14 protein-coding genes are annotated in these 15157 nt (G+C 65.5%); 8 read left to right on the forward strand and 6 right to left on the reverse strand.

Annotation, left to right across the window (positions count from 1 at the left end; translation table 11 throughout):
- Nucleotides 1–87 precede the first annotated feature (87 nt).
- Entirely contained in the window at nucleotides 88–306 is a 219-nt protein-coding gene (locus BV95_RS23955; protein WP_162179775.1) for a hypothetical protein, read from the forward strand.
- 16 nt (nucleotides 307–322) lie between these two features.
- Here BV95_RS23955 and BV95_RS21270 read toward each other — a convergent pair whose 3' ends face one another.
- The 6 genes from BV95_RS21270 to mtnB all read right to left on the reverse strand — a co-directional run bounded on the left by BV95_RS21270 (nucleotide 323) and on the right by mtnB (nucleotide 5905).
- The gene (locus BV95_RS21270) at nucleotides 323–1672 is read right to left on the reverse strand and encodes an alginate export family protein (protein WP_234703270.1); all 1350 of its coding nucleotides are present in this window, start codon (nucleotides 1670–1672) and stop codon (nucleotides 323–325) included.
- A 70-nt stretch (nucleotides 1673–1742) separates the two neighbouring features.
- Complete coding sequence (gene mtnA, locus BV95_RS21275) at nucleotides 1743–2813, reverse strand: S-methyl-5-thioribose-1-phosphate isomerase (RefSeq protein ID WP_037457013.1); 1071 nt, start codon at nucleotides 2811–2813, stop codon at nucleotides 1743–1745.
- Nucleotides 2810–4045 carry an S-methyl-5-thioribose kinase gene (mtnK, locus tag BV95_RS21280; protein ID WP_037457015.1) on the reverse strand — a complete coding sequence of 412 codons (1236 nt, stop codon included), beginning with the start codon at nucleotides 4043–4045 and terminating at the stop codon, nucleotides 2810–2812. The genes mtnA and mtnK overlap by 4 nt, the downstream gene beginning before the upstream one ends.
- Nucleotides 4042–4731 (reverse strand): acireductone synthase, encoded by a 690-nt coding sequence (gene mtnC / locus BV95_RS21285; RefSeq protein ID WP_037457017.1) that lies wholly within the window; start codon nucleotides 4729–4731, stop codon nucleotides 4042–4044. Before mtnC ends, mtnK begins: the two co-directional genes overlap by 4 nt.
- Complete coding sequence (locus BV95_RS21290) at nucleotides 4728–5282, reverse strand: 1,2-dihydroxy-3-keto-5-methylthiopentene dioxygenase (protein WP_037457020.1); 555 nt, start codon at nucleotides 5280–5282, stop codon at nucleotides 4728–4730. Before BV95_RS21290 ends, mtnC begins: the two co-directional genes overlap by 4 nt.
- A complete protein-coding gene (gene mtnB, locus BV95_RS21295; RefSeq protein ID WP_037457022.1) occupies nucleotides 5279–5905 on the reverse strand; it encodes a methylthioribulose 1-phosphate dehydratase in 627 nt (208 codons plus the stop codon). Before mtnB ends, BV95_RS21290 begins: the two co-directional genes overlap by 4 nt.
- 186 nt (nucleotides 5906–6091) lie before the next feature.
- Here mtnB and sorA point away from each other — a divergent pair, with 186 nt between their 5' ends.
- From sorA to BV95_RS21330, 7 genes are all read left to right on the forward strand, one after another.
- Complete coding sequence (sorA, locus tag BV95_RS21300; RefSeq protein WP_037457025.1) at nucleotides 6092–7300, forward strand: SorA family sulfite dehydrogenase catalytic subunit; 1209 nt, start codon at nucleotides 6092–6094, stop codon at nucleotides 7298–7300.
- Nucleotides 7297–7614 (forward strand): SorB family sulfite dehydrogenase c-type cytochrome subunit, encoded by a 318-nt coding sequence (gene sorB, locus BV95_RS21305; protein WP_037457029.1) that lies wholly within the window; start codon nucleotides 7297–7299, stop codon nucleotides 7612–7614. The genes sorA and sorB overlap by 4 nt, the downstream gene beginning before the upstream one ends.
- 149 nt (nucleotides 7615–7763) lie before the next feature.
- Nucleotides 7764–10337: a TonB-dependent receptor plug domain-containing protein gene (locus BV95_RS21310; RefSeq protein WP_051749933.1), complete on the forward strand. Its 2574-nt coding sequence runs from the start codon at nucleotides 7764–7766 to the stop codon at nucleotides 10335–10337.
- A 4-nt stretch (nucleotides 10338–10341) separates the two neighbouring features.
- A complete protein-coding gene (locus BV95_RS21315; protein WP_051749934.1) occupies nucleotides 10342–11853 on the forward strand; it encodes a flavin monoamine oxidase family protein in 1512 nt (503 codons plus the stop codon).
- Nucleotides 11854–11868: 15 nt separating this feature from the next.
- Nucleotides 11869–12375, forward strand: a complete 507-nt coding sequence (locus BV95_RS21320) for a RidA family protein (RefSeq protein WP_037457032.1) — start codon at nucleotides 11869–11871, stop codon at nucleotides 12373–12375.
- A 254-nt stretch (nucleotides 12376–12629) separates the two neighbouring features.
- Entirely contained in the window at nucleotides 12630–13679 is a 1050-nt protein-coding gene (locus BV95_RS21325) for an aldo/keto reductase (RefSeq protein WP_037457035.1), read from the forward strand.
- Nucleotides 13680–13754: 75 nt separating this feature from the next.
- Nucleotides 13755–15157: carboxylesterase/lipase family protein (locus tag BV95_RS21330; RefSeq protein WP_037457038.1), on the forward strand; the 1403-nt coding region annotated here is incomplete at its 3' end.

The raw sequence follows: 15157 nt of genomic DNA on the forward strand, positions 1-15157 counted from the left end.
TGGTTACGTAAGGACATTGTGAGAAACGGCTATTTTAACCGATCCACCTACGCCTGAAAGCCGTAGATAACCGGAGCCGCCGCCCACATGTCCCTTCATCAATCAACAATGTCAAAGAACCGAACCAAAATCAGAAGCGGACAACCAGCGATCCTCGAACTTTCATTCGAGGATTTGGCCATCCTTGATATTGGCGACCGTGCGCAGCGAAAACCGGAGGTCATCACCGCGTCGGTGGAGTGGCATCTAGGCGCGTCGAATGAGTCGGTCAACAGGAAAAATGGGATTTCCGGAAATTTCCTGTAAATCCAAGGGAAGAGGGTTAGAAGCTGGCCGTGACGTTGAAGGACGTGTAGCGCGCCCATTTCCCGGCAGGCGCGTTAGGCGCGTCCGTCAGAAAACGGCCCTTGGCAAGGAGCAGCCCGTCAAATTCGAAGCGCAAACGCGCCGGGACGATCCAGTAACGCAATCGTCCTTCCAACTGATGCCCCGCGAAGCTGCCCGACCGGCCGCTGCTGTCCCGAACGGCTGTGGTGGAGAAGGCGTCGGTGCGCGAGGCGAGCCACATCGCCCGATACACCGCGAACCAGTCCCACCGCTTGTCCGGCGTCGCTTCGAGCCGGATACCCGGAGTCACGATATTTGCGCGCGCCACGGCATTGTAGAGGCCCGCAGGCGCAAGATCGGCGCGGCGCATGCCGAACAGCGTGTCGAACCGGCCAAAGCGGCCCCCTGCCTGGTCACCGCTGGCCCTGTCGAACTCGACCGACAGGCGCGGTTTCCAGGCTCCCAGAAAGCTGTAGCCGACATCGGCATGCACGAAGCTGGCGCTCACTGGCTGGCGCGGCGCGGTGGCCGCCAGGGAAGCGCTGATGGAGCCGGTCTGATAAAATGCCTCGACTTCATAATCGAGCCTGCCTGACCGGGGTTCGCGCATGATCCGGCCGCCAAACGTGTCGAGCGAGCGGTCCCGTGTCGGCCTGCCCGGCGCGTCGCGCTCGCCCAGATGGAAGAAGGTCAGTTCGGCCATGGCGGAACCGATCGCCTTCGTTTTGCCCAGGATTCCGCCCCAGAGCACTATGTCGAAACTCTCATGATCGATCGCCACGCGCCTGTTCCGGACATCGTCGGGATCATCAGGGCGGCGCATTTGCGGCAAGGTGTAGATGGCGACCAGCCCCAATCCGTCGGGCCTAGTGAAATCGACGCGCAGGCCTGTATAGCCGTTGGTCGTGTTCCGATAGTCATCGGCCGCGACAAGCCGCCGCGACCCCAGGTTCAGGGTCATCCGCCCTAGAGTGAGGCGCAGCTTGCCCGCCTTCTCGAACGGCTCCGCAATATCGGCCGCGATATAGGCCTGCACCAGTTCAAGGGCATTCACCTCATTGGTCGAGATCGGCGTGCCCGGATCGGCACCATAGGCGCGGCTATCGAACAGTTCCGCCCCGATCCGGACGGAACCGGAGCGATATTCGCCGAGCAACTGGGTGCGCATGTTGAACAGGCTGTCCTTGCGGTCGAAACCGGCGCGCGGCTGGCCCTCTATCTCCTCGAATCGCAGGCGGACGCTGCCGTTCAACGTGAAGCCATCCCGCTGGGCGAAGGACGGCGTTGCCCAGGCCAAGGCAGGCAGGACGACGCCAGCAGTCAGAAAGGGGATCGGCCGGTTCACAGATATACCTATTTCTACGAATCATATGCGATGATACATATGCATCATGGAAGCAGGCGGCGCCAGCGTCCTACATCGCCATGCTTCGGCGCAGATCGGCGGCGTCAGTCAGAAGCCCATGATCGGTGACATAGCCAGTGACCAAAGCGGCGGGCGTGATATCGAAGGCGGGATTATAGGCGGGGGAGCCTGTCAGGCGAATGACCACGAGACGCTCGGCCTCATCCGTTCCGCTGACGAAGCGGACTTCATCGGGCGAACGCTGCTCGATCGGGACCGATGCGCCGTCGGGCGTGGCGGGATCATAGGTGCTGGAGGGCAGCGCGACATAGAAGGGCACGCCATGCGCCTTGGCCGCGAGCGCCTTCAAATAGGTGCCGATCTTGTTGCAGACGTCGCCGTTCGCCGTCACCCGATCCGTGCCCACGATCACCATGTCGACCAGCCCCTGCTGCATCAGCAGGCCGCCCGCATTGTCGACGATATAGCTGTGCGGCACGCCATGTTGCGCCAGTTCGAAAGCGGTCAGCGCGCCCTGGTTGCGAGGCCGCGTCTCATCCACCCAGATATGGAGCGGGATGCCTGCGTCATGCGCCATATAGAGGGGTGCGGTGGCGGTGCCCCAATCGACCGTCGCCAGCCAGCCAGCGTTGCAATGAGTCAATATGTTGACCGGCTTTCCGCCCTTGCGCTCCGCCAGGGCACGGATCAGGGGCAGGCCCGCCGCTCCGATGGCGCGGTTCATCGCCACATCCTCGTCGCATATGCGCCCGGCCTCGGCAAAGGCGGCGGCGGCGCGATCCGATGGCGCGAGGGGACGGACGGCGTCGCCGATCCGGTCTAGCGCCCAGCGGAGATTGACGGCGGTGGGGCGCGTCCGGAGCAGGCGCGCACGGGCGGCGTCGAGCGCGGTATCGCTGGCGTCCTCATACAGGCCGAAGGCAAGGCCGTAGGCCGCTACCGCGCCGATCAGGGGCGCGCCCCGCGTCGCCATGTCAGCTATGGCGACGGCGGCATCCTCGACCGAGCGCAGGACCATCCGCTCCAAAGCCCAGGGGAGCAGGCGCTGGTCGAAAATGCCGACGGAGCGGCCATCGGCCTCCACCCAGATCGAGCGGGTCGCGGTTCCGTCGATATTCACGCTGCCGTCCCTTGCGCGATCCGTTGGGATATGGTTGCGGCGTTCGGGAAATTCTGGCGCTCGACCAGCAGTTCGCGGGCGAACAGCAGCGCGCACTTCTCGCAATCGGCCCGCAACCTCTCGTCAGTGATGGTTTCGAAATCAGCGACATGGGCCAGGCCCAGGATGCGCCGGATGATCTCCACTCCGGCAAAACCCAGGCTGTCGGACCAGGTGGCCGCCCGCCAGGCGTCGATGGCCGCATCCCGCAGAACGCCGTCGGAACGGGACAAGGCATGGAGCGCACCCCCCTCCCCGTCCGGCGCGTGGTTGCGCCAATGTCCCGCGAACCGTTCCGCGAAACCGGCCCACAGCGCTTCGGCCTGCGCCAGCAGCCAGCCGTCCTCAACGCCGGGGCGCTGGCCCGCTTGCGCGAAATGGGCCATCCACAGATTGGCGAGCAGCATGCCAACATCGAAGCCGATGGGGCCGTAAAAGGCGAATTCCGGGTCGATGGCGCGGCTGTCCTGCGCCGTGACCATGATCGATCCGGTGTGGAGGTCGCCGTGCAGCAGTGCCTCCGGCGCGGCGAGGAAGCGGGCCTTGAGCGCCTGCGCCGCCAGCCGCAGGGGAATATCGGCGCGCAGGGTCGCGACCACATGCTCCAGACCCGGCGTGTGGTGGTTCATCGGCGCATCGAAATAGGGTTCGTCGAAGATCAGATCCTCGGTGATCCGGCACATGGCGGTGTTGCCGAGATAGGCGGCGATCCGCGCCTTCTTCTCCACGGCGGGCACGGCGAGGTCGGAGGTGAAGAACAGCGTGTCGGCGAGGAAGGCAGCCATATGCTCCGCCAGCAGCGGATAGCGCAGCCCCTCCACCAGCGCGCCGCGCAGGGTGCGGTGCGGGGTCAGATATTCCATCACGGTCAGCGCCATGACATCGTCATGGTGGATCAGCGCGGGCACGCGTTCGGGCGAAAGCCGCGCCTGATCGGCCAGCGCCAGCCGCTCATAATAAGCGCGGCTGAGCGGCAGGGGCCAGCTTTCGCCTACCAGTCGGACATAGGGCAAGGCCTGCTTGGCCGCGACTCCCCCGTGCGGACCGGTGACGAGGAAGACCAGATTGAGGTTGCCGTCGCCCACCTCCTGCACCGACCAGTCGGCCGCTGCGCCGCCCAGCCGTTCCGCAACGGCGGGAATATCGGCCAGGAAGGCGGCAGCGGTCGTTTCGGTCAGCGGCCTGTAGCTCATGAAAGCGCCACCTCCGGCAGGATATTGTCGAAACCAGTCTCGACCGGGAAAGGCGATGCGGCGGGCAGGCCATCCCGCGCCAGCAGCGTCACCTGCATGCCTGCCTGCTGCGCGGCGGCCAGTTCCGCCTCCACATCGGACAGGAACAGGATTTCGGCGGGCGGCAGCGCCATCGCATCCGCGATAGCACGGTAGGACGCCGTCTCCTTCTTGCCGCCTATGGCCGTGTCGAAATGGCCGGAGAAGAGCGGGTTGAGGTCGCCCGCCTCGCTATGGCCGAACAGCAGCTTCTGCGCGCCGACCGAGCCGGAGGAATAGATATAAAGCGCGATGCCCGCCGCATGCCAGCGGCGCAATCCGGCTACGGCGTCCGGATAGACATGGCCGCGCAGCGCGCCCTCCGCAAATCCCTCCGCCCAGATCATGCCCTGGAGCGTCTTGAGCGGGCCGATCTTGCGATCCTCCTTGTGCCATTGCAGCAGGGCGGCCACGCAGCCCGCCTCGTCCAGCGCCGGGTTGGCCACTTCGTCGCGAACGGAGGCCAGGATGGGGGCTGCTTCGGCCGGATGCGCGGCGACATAATCAGCAAGGCGCGCCTGCGAATAAGGGAACAGCACCTCATGCACGAAGGCGATGCTGGAGGTCGTTCCCTCGATATCCGTGACGATGGCGCGGGGCGCGGTCATGCGGCGGCGCCGTCATAGAGCGGGATCGATTCCGCGATGGGATCGCCGGTGAAGCGGGCGACCCACCCTTCCGGCGTGACGAACAGGCGAATGGCGGTAAAACGCGGATGTTCGCCCATGTCGAACCAGTGGGTCGTGCCCGCGGGGAGCAGGATGAGGTCGCCCGCCGTGCATTCCAGCGCATGGACCGTCCCATTGGCGCGGATGTAGAAGAGGCCGCCGCCTTCGACAAAGAAACGCACCTCGTCATCGTCATGAACATGTTCGGCCAGGAATTTGCCGCGCAAGGCGGCGCGATCCGGATGGTCCGGGGCCAGGCGCATCACGTCGCAGCTTTTATAGCCGCCGCGCCGATTGAGCCTGTCGATGTCGGACGCATAGGCCGCCAATATGTCGCCGTCCCGCGCATCGGCTGGCAGCGTGGCCCCGGCATCCCAACGTTCCAGCGTCACGCCAGCCTCCGCCATCGCCGCGACGATGGCGTTGAAATCGTCGAGGGTTCCGCGCTCGGCGAAAGGCGCCTTGTCGTCATATCGGGAGAGCCGCGTCATCGTCCGCCTCCGTTCAGTTTCAGTTCTTCCCATGCGCAATTCAGCAGGAATTCGCACGCCTCCACCAGATTTTCCGCCGCATCCATGGTCGGACCCCATGCATATAGGCCGTGCCCGCGAATGTAGAAGGCGGGAAGCGGCGGCGTCCCCGCCTGCAATATCGGGCGAAGCTGGGCCGCCAGCGTCGGCATGTCCTGGCTGTTGTCGACTAGCGGCATGGCAATGCGCACATCATGATCGACGACGCCGGGGAAAATCTTCAGCAGTTCATAGCCCTCCAGCTCGATGGCGGAGCGATCCGCCAGCGCCCGGCTCAATACCGTGCCCGCCACGCTGTGGCTGTGCAGCACGGCCCCCGCGCCGCCGTCCACCTCATAGACCAGGCAGTGCAGCAGGGTCTCGGCCGAAGGCTTTTTTCCGTCGAGCGATGCGCCCTCCAGCGAGGCGCGCATCACCTGGCCCGGCGTCAGCCGCCCCTTGTGCGCGCCGGAAACGGTGATCGCCATCGTCCCGTCGTCCAGCCGCATGGAATAATTTCCCGCCGTAGCGGGGGCCAGGCCAAGCCGGTCGAGCCGTCCGCCCGCCGCGACGATGGCATTCGCGGCATCGGTGAAATCGATCACTTAAAAACTCCCCAAACGGCCGCGCGGTGCCAAGGGCAATGCCGGGCCAGCCTTGCGCCCATGCGTAGCCTTCATGACGGCCATGTTACAAGTGCGCGGCTTCGCGGGATGATGGACAAACCATCCTGAATTTACTAGTCAAATAGTAGATAATGCATCATCGGTTGGTGGCGGAAGGACGAAAATATGAAAGGCGTTGACCGGCGCAGCCTGATCACGGCGATGGCAGGGGCTTTATTGCCGGCCGCCGCCCCCTGGGCCAGAGCCGGAGAAGAACAGATAAGCCTGCCCTTCGACAATGGCGAGCGGACCCTGGTCCAATATCCGCAAAAGCGCCCGCTCATCCGCCTGACCGCCCGGCCGCCGCAGCTTGAAACGCCCATGGCGGTTTTCAGCGAAGGGGCGATCACGCCCAATGACGCCTTTTTCGTGCGCTATCATCTGGCCGACCTTCCGCTGGACATCGATGCGCGGCAGTTCAAACTGAGGGTCGGCGGCCATGTCGACAGGGTGATTTCGCTTTCCCTCCCGGAATTGAAGCGCGACTTCCCGGTGCAGGAAATCGTCGCGGTCAACCAATGTTCCGGCAATGGACGCGGCTTTTTCGAACCGCGCGTCGGCGGCGGGCAGCTTGGCAACGGGGCGATGGGCAATGCCCGCTGGCGCGGCGTGCCGCTGCGCGCCCTGCTGGACCGCGCAGGCGTGCGGACGGGGGCACGGCAGGTCACGTTCAACGGCTTGGACAATCCGCAGGCCGACGGCATTCCCGACTTCATCAAGGCGCTGGACGTAGACCATGCCCGCGACGGCGAGGTGATGGTGGCCTGGGCCATGAACGGGGCCGATCTGCCTTTTCTCAACGGCTATCCGCTGCGGCTGGTCGTGCCGGGCCATTATGGCACCTATTGGGTCAAACATCTGAACGAGATCACCGTCGTCGACGCCGCCTATGACGGCTATTGGATGAAAACCGCCTATCGCATCCCCGACAATGACTGCGCCTGCGTGACGCCGGGCGGCAAGCCCGACAAGACCCGCCCGATCACCCGGCTCAACATCCGGTCTTTCCTGACCAGCCATGCGCCCGGCGCGCAGGTGGCGGCGGGAAGGCCGGTGGCGCTGTCCGGTATCGCGTTCGACGGCGGCGCGGGGATCGCGCGCGTCGACATATCCGCCGATGGCGGCCAAAACTGGCAGGAGGCCGCGCTGGGCGAGGATCTGGGCCGGTACAGCATCCGCGCCTGGCATCTTCCCCACAGCCTGCCGCCCGGCCGCCACCGCATCCAGATACGCGCCACCAGCCGTTCGGGTGAGGTGCAGCCCGTCGAGCCGCGCTGGCAGCCCGCAGGCTATATGCGCAACGCCATCGAAACCGTGGAGATCGTCGCCGCATGAAAGTGCTGCTCCCCATCGCCCTGTTCGCCGCCACCGGCGCGGCGGCGGCGGGCTATCGCCTGCCCGACGAACAGCCCGTCACGCTGCCGCCTGGTCCCGACGCGGAACTGATGGCGGGCGTCTGTTCCGCCTGCCATTCCATCGACTATGTAACCAGCCAGCCGCGCGGCAAGGGCGCGCAGTTCTGGAACGACAGCGTCGCCAAGATGGTCAAGGTCTATGGCGCGCCCATCGAACCCGCCGATGCGGCGCGCATCGCCGCCTATCTGGCGGCCACCTATGGCGCGTCCCCGGCGGACGCGGGGAAACGCTGAGCGCACATGAAGCCCCGCCATATCATCTATAATGAAAACTTGATTGCCTCAAAAATCTACCGATTTAGTAGATAAATGACCGCTGGGGCGGGGCAGCATTATGCCCTGCTCCGGCGGACCATGCGACAATCATAAGCAGGGGGACTTTCATGCTATCGGTGAAAATCTGGGCCAGAGCCGGCGTGGCTCTGGCGGCGGTGACGCTTGCCCAGGGCGCGCAGGCGCAGCTCCAGCCGGCCGAAACTGCGGCGACGGCGGGCGAGCGCGATACGATCATCGTCACGGGCACACGGCGGACCGACCGCACTGTCAGCGAATCCGCCGTGCCGGTCGACGTCTTGAGCGCCGACGATCTGGCGTCGCAGGCGACCAGCGACGTCAAGGCCGCCCTCAAGAATCTGGTCCCTTCCTTCAACCTTCAGCGCAACGCCCTGTTTGACGGCTCCGCCTTCGTCCGGCCGCCGACGCTGCGCGGCCTGCCGCCAGACGAGACGCTGGTGCTTATCAACGGCAAGCGCTTCCACCGGTCCGCGCTGGTGCAGGTGAACGGCGGATCGCTCGCTGCCGGGTCGCAGAGCGCCGACCTGTCCCAGATCCCCGGCGCCGCCATCCAGCGGGTCGAGGTGCTGCGCGACGGCGCCGCCGCCCAATATGGGTCGGATGCGATTGCGGGCGTCATCAACTTCGCGCTGAAGAGCAATGCGGAAGGGCTGAGCCTCAACGCTCGCTACGGCGAATATTATGAGGGCGACGGGCGCGACATCCAGTTGTCGGGCAATTTGGGCCTGAAGCTTGGCAATGAAGGCGGCTTCATCAACCTGACCGGCGAATATATCAACGCCCATGACACCAATCGCGCCGTGCAACGTCCCGATGCGGTGGTCCTGGAATCGCTGGGCTATGACGTGAAGCAGCCAGTGACGAAATTCGGCAGCCCCGATACGGAAGCCTATCGCTTCTTCGTCAACGCGGAACTGCCGCTGGGCGACGACGCCCTCTATTTCTTCGGCAATTACGGCTATTCCGATCAGGTCATCGACTTCCACTATCGGCGTCCCATCGCAGTGACGACGACGGGTCCGACCGGCGCTCCCTTCACCTTCGGCAAGTCCATTCCGATCTATTATCTCGACCGCAACAGCGACGGGACGTGGAACGCCGACGGCCGGACATGGAATGACGCCAATATCTTCCCCAACGGCTTCACGCCCCGTTTCCGCAGCACCAACACCGACATTTCCGCCGTCGGCGGCTATAAGGGCGAGGTCGGCGGGCTGCATTATGACGCCAGCCTCAGTTACGGGCAGAACCGGATCAAATATTATATCGGCGACACGTTGAACCCGTCGCTGGGGCCGGATTCGCCGACCGACTTCTATGCCGGATCGCTGGAGCAGCGGGAGCTGAACGCCAATCTGGACCTCAGCTATCCGCTGGAGATCGGGCTTGCCAGTCCGCTCAACATCGCGGGCGGCATCGAATATCGGCGCGAAAGCTTCCTGATCGGCGCGGGCGACGCGGCTTCCTATACGCAGGGCATCTATGCATCCCAGACGGTGCGGCGCGCCGACGGCACGACGTTCCTTGTCACCCATGCGGTCGGGTCCAACGGCTTTCCTGGCTATGGGCCGACCTCCATCGTCGACCGGTCCCGTGCAAGCCAGGCGGCCTATCTGGACCTGGAGGTCGACGTGACGCCGCGCTTCACCCTGGGCGGGGCAGTGCGTTACGAACATTATGATGACTTTGGCGGCACCACCAATGTGAAGGCGACGGCCCGCTATGCGCTGAGCGACGCCATCGCCTTCCGCGGGGCGGCCAGCACGGGTTTCCGGGCGCCGACGCCGGGCCAGCTTTACCTGCGCAACCTGCAAACCGCCTTCATCGGCACCAATCCCGTGCCGGTGCAGGTGGCGACCCTTTCCTCCACCGATGCGGCGGCCCGCTATTATCGCGCAACCGCGCTGAAGCCGGAGGAGTCGGTCAATTTCAGCGGCGGCGTGGTGCTGACGCCGAGTTCGGCCTTCACCGTCACGGCGGACTATTACAACATCAAGGTGACGAACCGCATCGGCCTGACCAGCAACTTCACCGTCACCGACGCCGACCGGACGCAACTGGCGGCGCTGGGCGTGGTCGATCCCAATTCGCTGGGCGTGGTGCGTTATTTCACCAACGGTTTCGCGACCCGCACGCAGGGCGTCGATTTCGTTGCGAGCTATCGCGCCGCGACCGGCTGGGGCAAGTTGGGTTCGTCGCTGGCGGTCAATTACAACAGGACCAAATTGCTCTCTCGCCGGACCATCACCCTGCCGGACGGACGCACCGGGCAGTTGATCGACAATGAACGCAAGCGCGACATCGAATCGCTGCTGCCCCGCTGGCGCGGCGTGTTCACCCAGACGGCGGAGGCGGGACCGGTCGACATCGTCGCCCGCGCCAATTATTTCGGCAAGTTCACCAACAACCAGCTTCCCGCCAATGGCGGCGACAAGACGTTCGGGGCGGAAATCTCCTTCGATCTGGAAGTCGGCGTGAAGGTGGCGGACAAGTTCCGCATCGCCGTGGGCGGGGAAAATATCTTCGACAATTATCCCGACCGCGAAACCCGGCTGGTCTATCCTTCCACCGGGGGACCGGCGAGCGGCTTCATCTATCCGGACGCCTCGCCGTTGGGCGTGCTGGGCGGCTTCTGGTATCTCCGTGTCTCGGCGGAGCTTTAAGGGCGTGGCCGCGCTCGACCGGCGCGCCCTGCTGCGGTCGCTGGGCGGCGCCACGCTCGCGGCGGCGCTTCCCGCTCCGGTCGTCGGCGCGACCCGGACGGGCGGGGTGGAGAGCGTCGTCGTCCTGGGCGCGGGCATAGCCGGGCTGGTCGCGGCGCGGGAACTGGAGCAACGCGGCGTCGACGTCACCGTGCTGGAGGCGCGCAGCCGCGTCGGAGGACGGGTGTGGACGCTGCGCGGCGGCGACAGCTTTACCGACACGGACGGGACGACGCAGGGGGTCGGCTTTGGCGACGGGCTGTATCTGAATGCCGGGGCGGCGCGGATTCCCAGCCATCATGACGGCATATTGGGCTTGTGCAGGGAACTGCATGTCCCGCTGGAGGTACTGGTGAACAGCAGCCGCGGCGCCTTCATCGCGGATGCGAATGGGCCGCTGCGGCTGCGGCAGGCGGCGAACGACCTGCGCGGGCATCTGTCCGCCCTGCTGGAAAAGGCGTTGCGCGCCGGATCATTCGACCAGACGCTGGACGCGCCGACGCGCAAGGCGCTGGAAAAGTTTCTCACCGGCTATGGCGATCTGGCGGCGGACGGCCATTATGGCGGTAGCGCCCGGTCGGGACTGGCGCGGCCGCCGGGCGCGTTCGATCAGGTACAGCAGGCCGTGGCGCCCCGTACGCTCGACCAGTTGCTGGCCAATCCCAATCTGGCGGGCCTGCTGTTCGAGGAAGACATATTGATGCAGGCCACCATGCTGGCCCCCGTCGGCGGCATGGACCATATCCCCCGCGCCTTGGCGGCATCGCTGCGCAAGCCCGTTATCAGCGGGGCCGAGGTGCGGGAGATCAGGCGGTCCGGCAAGGGCGTCAGCATCGTCTGGCGCGATGCGAAGGGCAATGCGCAGCTCGTCCGGGCGGACCGGGCGATCATCACCCTGCCCCTGCCGGTGCTGGCGGGGATAGAGGGCGATTTCAGCGCGCCGGTGCGCCGGGCCATCGCGGCGGCCCAATATCAGGATACGGTCAAGGTCGCCTTCCAGAGCCGCCCCTTCTGGGAAGAGCAGCAAATCTATGGCGGCCTGTCCTTCGTGGGCGGCGAAACGTCGATCATCTGGTATCCGTCCGACCGGTTCCAGCAGCCGCAGGCGGTGCTGCTGGCCGCCTATATGGCGCTGGGGGCGGCGGAGAGCTTCGCGGTGCGGCCGATCCCGGAACAGATCGCGCTGGCGCGGGCAGCGGTGGAGCGCATTCACCCCGGCCATGGCGCCGATCTGCAATCGCCGGTCGTCGTCAACTGGCGCAAGATGCCGCATAATCTGGGGCCGTGGCTGGATTGGCATAAGGACGGCAACAACCTGGACGATTTCCGCCTGCTCAACCAGCCGGACGGGCCTTTCCTGTTTGCGGGGAGCCATTTGTCCCAATATTCTGGCCATTGGCAGGAAGGCGCGGTGCTTTCCGCCCGGCGCGCAGCCGATGCTCTATCGCCCGCAAACGTCACCCCCCATCACGCCTGATAGAAGGAGAATGTCATGTCGCATGCTTTCATACGTCCGCTCGCTGCCCTCGGCCTGCTGGTCGGCGGCGCGGGCAGCGCCCATGCCGCGCCGCAGGTGGTCCGGCACGGGGCGGAAGGCCCCTCCCCCATATTGACCGGCGTGACCGTGCCGGCGGGAGCGGAAACGCTCTACCTCAGCGGGCAGGTGCCGCCCGTCGCCGACAAGGCCGCCGATCCGGCGACACCCGCCGCCTATGGCGACACGCGGACGCAGACGGTCGGCATCTTCCGGAAGATCGAGGCGCTGCTCGCCGCGCAGGGCTATGGGCTGAAGGATGTGGTCAAGCTGACCGTGTTCCTAGTCGGCGATCCGAAGCTGGGCGGGAAGCAGGACTTCAAGGGCTTTTCGGAGGGCTATGCCCAGTTTTTCGGTACGGCCGCGCAGCCCAACAAGGTCGCCCGGTCAACGGTGCAGGTCGCGGCGCTCGCCAATCCGGGCTTTCTGGTGGAGATCGAGGCGGTTGCGGTGAAGGCGAAGTAATTCTGGGTGGAGAGCCGTCATTCCCCCTCCCGCCTGCGGGAGGGGGTTAGGGGGTGGGCTGGCGCGACATCCGCGTTGTTTTGCAACGGTTAGGTCAGAAGCTCGCTACGCTCGCGCCCACCCCTAACCCCTCCCGCAGGCGGGAGGGGAATGTTTTATAATGGCCATTCCCTGACATTTGCGGATTCACGCCCCCTTTTCGGCGGCCCGCCAGTCCTTATGCAGGGGCACGGGATTCTGGACAAGGACATGACATGGAATATCGATCGCTGGGGCGCACGGAGATCAGGGTCAGCCTGATCTGTCTGGGCACCATGACATGGGGGTCGCAGAACAGCGAGGCCGAGGCGCATGAGCAGCTCGACCACGCCTTTGGCGAGGGCGTCAACTTCATCGACACCGCTGAAGCCTATCCGGTGACGCCCGTATCGCGGGAGACGCAGTTCCTGACCGAAACCTATATCGGCAACTGGATCGCGGCGCGGGGGCGGCGGGATGGCATGATCCTGGCCACCAAGGTCGCCGGGCCTTCCCGCGATCCGGTACGGCTGTTCCGGGGCGGGGGCAACCGGTTGGACCGGCGCAATATCGAGCAGGCGGTGGAGGACAGCCTGAGGCGGCTGAGGACCGACTATATCGACCTGTATCAGGTGCATTGGCCCGACCGGAAAGTGCCTTCCTTCGGGGTGCGCGGCCTTTCGCGGATCGAGGATGATGCCGACACCGTGCCGATCGAGGAGACGCTGGGCGCACTGGCCGATCTGGTGCGGGCGGGGAAGATCCGGCATTTCGGCGTTTCCAATGAAACGCCCTGGGGCTTGTCGGAATATCTGCGCTTGTCACGGGAGAAGGAGTTGCCGAGGGTCGCTTCGATCCAGAATGCCTATAATCTGCTCAATCGCATCTTCGAGCAGGGGTTGTACGAATTCGCGCTGCGGGAGGATGTCGGGTTGCTGGCTTATTCGCCGCTGGCGGGGGGCAATCTGACGGGCAAATATCTGGGCGGGCGGGTTCCCAACGGGTCGCGCCGGGACGTGGCGAGGCAGTTCGTCCGGTACGACCTGCCGGGGCAGTCGGTGGCGTCGGCGCGCTATGTTGCGATTGCGCGGGCCTATGGGCTGGAGCCGGCGGAGTTGGCGCTTGCCTTCGTCAACAGTCGGCCGTTCGTGACGTCGACCATCATCGGGGCGACTTCGCTGGCGCAGTTGAAGATGGATATCGGCAGCGTCCGGATCAAGCTGGATGAGGAGGCTCTGGCGGCGATCGAGGCGGTGCATCGGGAGATGCCCGATCCTTGTCCGTGAACGATTTGCATAATTGACTTGGGTTTTTTCGTCTCCCATAAATATGCACTAAGGTATATATTTTGGAGAGACGGGATGAAGGCGGCCTGGTTGTTCGCGGGGCTTTCGCTGGTTGGCGGGGGGTTGGTCGCGGCGGCTCCTGCGGGGCTGGTGGTGGTGACGGAGTCCGGGCCGGTGCGCGGGGTCGCGTGGGGTTCCGGCGGCCGGTTCAAGGGCATTCCCTTCGCCGCGACGACCGGAGGGGCGCATCGCTGGACCCCTCCCCGGCCGGTCGCGCCCTGGACCGCGCCGCTGGACGCATCGCAGTTCGGGCCGATCTGTCCGCAGCCGGAGACGGCGAAGGAACGGGGCGTCCGGCAGAGCGAGGATTGCCTGTCGGTCAATGTCTCCACGCCATCCGTCAAGGGCCGGTTGCCGGTGCTGGTGCTGATCCATGGCGGCGCATTCTTCATGGGGTCGGGCGCGGAGCGGTTCGACGATGCCGCCAGCACATATAACAAGCGCGGAATCGTGGTGGTGTCGCTCAATTACCGGCTGGGGCGGTTCGGTTTCTTTTCCCATCCCGGCCTGCGCGCCGAACAGCCGGGGGTTGCAACCGGCAATTACTGGCTGATGGACCAGATTGCCGGGCTGAACTGGGTGCGGGGCAATATCGCCCGCTTCGGCGGCGATCCGGACAAGGTGACGATCATGGGCTGTTCGGCGGGCGGGTCCAGCGTCAATGCGCTGGTCGCTTCGCCCAGGTCGCGGGGCCTGTTCGCCCGCGCCAGCGCGCATTCGGGCGGCGGCCTCAACAACGCCACCCGTCCGCAGGCGCAGGCGGAACGGGAAGGCGTCGCCTTCGCGGCGCGCGCGGGGGTGAGCGGGGAAGGCAGGGACGCCATCGCCGCGCTGCGCAGGCTCGATCCGGCGGCGGTGATGGCCGCCGATCCCGGCCCGCCCAATTTCGGCGCGGTGGTGGACGGCGACCTGATCGTGGAAGAGACCGCCATCGCCTTTGCCAGGGGGCATATCGCCCGCGTGCCCTATATCGCCGGGTCGACCAGCAACGAGGCGAGCGTCTTCGGGCTGATGGGTTTCGACGAGAAGGTGATGAAGGAGCGGTTCGGCATCGACATGGCGGCCGTGCGTAAGGTCTATGATCCGCAGGGCAAGATGGCCCCGGCGGAGTTGCTGCGGCAGGTGCAGACGGATTTCATCTTCACATCGGCGGCGGCGGCGACGGCGGGGCTGGCGGCGCGTTGGCAGCCGGGTTGGTATTATCATTTCGCCTATGTGCCTCCTGCCGAGCGCGGGAAAGTGGCGGGGGCGCCGCATTGCGCGGATTTCGGCTATGTTTTGGGGACGGCCAAGGCTTCGGAGGGGGCGGAAAATGCGCGGGTCGCCGGGATGATGCAGGATTATTGGGCGAATTTCATCCGGAGCGGGAATCCCGGCGGCGGGAATGGGGGGCTGGCGCGCTGGGGGGAGTATAAGGG

Source organism: Sphingobium chlorophenolicum, assembly GCF_000722875.1.
Classification (GTDB): Bacteria; Pseudomonadota; Alphaproteobacteria; order Sphingomonadales; family Sphingomonadaceae; genus Sphingobium; species Sphingobium chlorophenolicum.